Annotated in this window: 1 protein-coding gene; it reads right to left on the bottom strand. The window is 73.4% G+C overall.

What is annotated here, in order from left to right:
- Positions 1 to 45: 45 nt before the first annotated feature.
- On the bottom strand, positions 46 to 3271 hold a 3226-nt coding region (pulA, locus tag D1825_RS00635; RefSeq protein WP_118765608.1), incomplete at its 5' end, for a pullulanase-type alpha-1,6-glucosidase.

Below are 3271 nucleotides of genomic sequence, written 5' to 3'. Positions count from 1 at the left end.
CGCGCCGGCCGACCTCGCGAGGTCGGCCGGGGCGCCGTCGTCCGGCTACCCGATCGAGCCTGGCCGGCGGCGGGCGACGACCAGCGCGACGGCACCGGTCAGGAGCGCCAGGGCCGCGACCACGCCGATCACCGGCCCGAACCCGGTGGCGCCGAGGGCGTCCGGGTCGTCGGCCGCGAGCACCCGCAGCGGTGCCTGCGCGCTCAGCCCGGAGGACAGGCCGGTGACCACCAGGCGGTGTGCGCCGACCGGGGTGCTGACCGGGATCGTGGCCTCGACGTCGAGCTCACCCGAGGCGTCCGCGTCCGCGGCGACGAGCAGGACCGGCTCGGAGTGCAGCCACACCTGGACCCGCTCCCCCGGCGTGAACCCGCCGCCCTCGACGTGCAGCGTGCCGCCCGCGCGCACCGACCCCAGCGAGAGGGACAGGTGCGGCTTGCCGGGCTTGTGGGTCGGCTTCGGGGTCGGCTTCGGGTGCTTCGTGTGCGTCGGCTTCGGGGTCGGGTGGCCCGGCTTCGTGTGCGTCGGCTTCGGCGTCGGGTGCGGGTGCGTCGGCTTCGGAGTCGGCGTGGCAGTGGGGGTGGGGGTGGCCGTCGGCGTCGGGTCGGGCCCGCCGTCGTCGTCCTGCTCCTCCACCAGCACCGCGACCGTCCGGGCCGGGACCGTCACCGTGCCCGAGCCGGCGTCCCACGTCGTCGCCCGGACCACCGCGTCGGACCCCTCGGCCTGCACCGGCGAGAGCGCGTAGGCCCGGCCCGCGAGCGCGGGCACCTCCTGCGTCACGGCGTTCGTGCCCGCGTTGAAGACGACCAGCGCGCCGTCGAGCGCGGGGTCGGCGTCGGTGCCCACGGTGTCGTCGATGCTCATGACGACCACGCCGGGAGCCGCGTCGGTCCCGCTGCCCGGGAACGTGACCTTCTGCTCGATCGCCGCGGCGCTGCCGAGGCGGAAGAGCCGGGACGACGAGCGCGCCCGCAGCAGGTCGAGCGCCTGATCCGAGGCCGTGGCGACCTGCGCCGCGGTCGGCTTGAGCGCGGCGTCCTCGAGCAGCGGCTTCTGGTACGGCCACTTGGCCTCGTTGTCGGCCGCGGGCGGCAGGCCGTGCCCGAAGCCGTTGTCCGCGCCGGTCCAGTCGATCGCGTTGAACCAGTCGCCCGAGTTGTAGCTGTTGCGGTCGAGCGACTTGCTGCGCAGCATGTCGGCGCCCGCGTGCCAGAACGAGGGCGTCTGGGCCAGGGCCGTGGTGGCGAGCGACAGCGTGTTCATCCGGATGCGGTCGCTCATCGTGGTGGCTTGCGGCAGCTTCATGGTCAGCGAGTCCCACAGGGTCTCGTTGTCGTGCGCGTCGACGTACGTGATGACCTCGTCGGGCTCGTCGGCGTAGCCCGCGGGCTGGCCGTTGTAGTCGATCTGGCTGCCCGTGCGGGTCTGCCCGTCGCTCGTCGTGAACGCGTAGTCCTTGAGGTTGCCGGCCAGCCCGAGGCGGACCAGGTCCGCGTCGTGCTGCGCGCGGGTGAGCTGCTCGGCCTGCGTGCCGTTGACCGCGTCACCGTTCGGGTCGGTGTAGCCGCCCGAGCCGAACCCCTGGACGCGCGGGTTCTCGTCGAACGGGCCTCCGCCGCGCACCGCGTCGCGCAGCCGGTCGCTGAACGTCCCGATGCCCGTGCCGCCGAGCTGACCCTGCGTCGCCTGCGTGAACAGCGCGTTGTTCGCGACCTCGCCGAAGTTCCAGCCCTCGCCGTACAGGTAGATCTTCTTCCCGTCGACGCCGTCCTTCGCGAGCGTCAGCTCGTCGAGGGCCGCGCGGACGTCGAGCAGGTTCTGCTTCGAGTGGTGGCCCATGAGGTCGAACCGGAAGCCGTCGACCTTGTACTGCTTGGCCCACAGCACCACCGAGTCGACCATGAGCTTGCCCGCCAGGGCGTGCTCGGTCGCCACGTTCTGGCAGCACGTGCTCGTCTCGATCCCGCCCACCGCGTTGAGGCGGTGGTAGTAGCCGGGGACCACCTTGTCGAGCACGGACGTGTCCGCCTGGCCCGACGCCGAGGTGTGGTTGAACACCTCGTCGAGGACGACCTGCAGGCCCGTGGCGTGCAGCGCGCCGACCATCGTGCGGAACTCGCTGACCCGCGACGCCCCCTCGGGGTCCACCGCGTAGGAGCCCTCGGGCGCTTGGTAGTGGAACGGGTCGTAGCCCCAGTTGAAGCCGTCACGGTCGGCGACCGCCGCAACGCAGGCCTGCTGCTCGGTGGCGGCGGGACCGTACGACGCGAGGTCGCAGTCGGGGGTCGCCTGGTCGGCCTTCTTCTCCGCGATCGTCGCGATGTCGAAGGTCGGCAGCAGGTGGACCGTGTTGAGGCCGGCCGCCGCGAGCTCGCGCAGGTGCCGGGTGCCGGCGCTGTCGCGCGCGAACGCCAGGTAGGTGCCGCGCTCGTCGGCCGGGACCGTCGTGTCCTTGATCGAGAAGTCGCGCACGTGCAGCTCGTAGATGGTCCGGTCGACCGCCTTCTCGACGAGCGGCGCCCTCGTGTCCGCCCACAGGGCCGGCTGCGTGCTCGGGTCGTCGAGGTCGATGACGACCGAGTGCGTGGAGTTCGTCGTCAGCGCGACCGAGTACGGGTCGGTGACGACGTTGTGCTCGACCTCGTCGGTCGCCGGGACGTAGACGCTGACGTCGTACCGGTAGGCGGCGCCCTTCCAGGCGTCGTCGCCGGTCACGCGCCACACGCCGTCGGCCGAGCGCTCGGCCTGGACGCGCTGCGGCTCGCCGGACGTGCCGGCGGTCCACAGCAGGAGGTCGACGTCCTTGGCCGTGGGGGCCCACAGCGCGAAGGTCGGGTCGCCGCCGTGCCAGGTGATCCCGAGGTCGGCGTCGTCGGCCGCCTGCGCGTACAGGTCGTCGATCACGCCCGGGACCTGCACGCCGGTCCAGGCCGACGCGCCGTCGTCACCGGACTGCAGCACGGAGAGCTGGCCCGTGAGCAGGTCCGCCGCGGCGTCGCCGTCGACCGAGAGGGCGACGTAGCCCGTGAGCGCGGGGAACTCGTCGGTCACCGCGGCCGGCAGACCGGCCGGGTCGTAGGTCAGCGGGAGGCCGTCCCCGCCGCTGACGACGCCGTCCGTCAGGGCGAGCCCGCCGGTCGGGGCGTGGAAGAGCGACCACGTCAGGTCCGCCGGGTCGGCGCCCGTCGGCAGCAGATCACGCGGCCAGGCCAGCGTGTCCCGCGTGACCCAGTGGGCCCGCTGCTGACCGGTGCCCGGCAGCGGCGGG

The sequence above is a fragment of the Cellulomonas rhizosphaerae genome (assembly GCF_003470205.1).
Classification (GTDB): domain Bacteria; phylum Actinomycetota; class Actinomycetes; order Actinomycetales; family Cellulomonadaceae; genus Cellulomonas; species Cellulomonas rhizosphaerae.
Note: the sequence above shows the minus strand (reverse complement) of the source record. Positions and strands in the feature narration are given on the sequence as shown.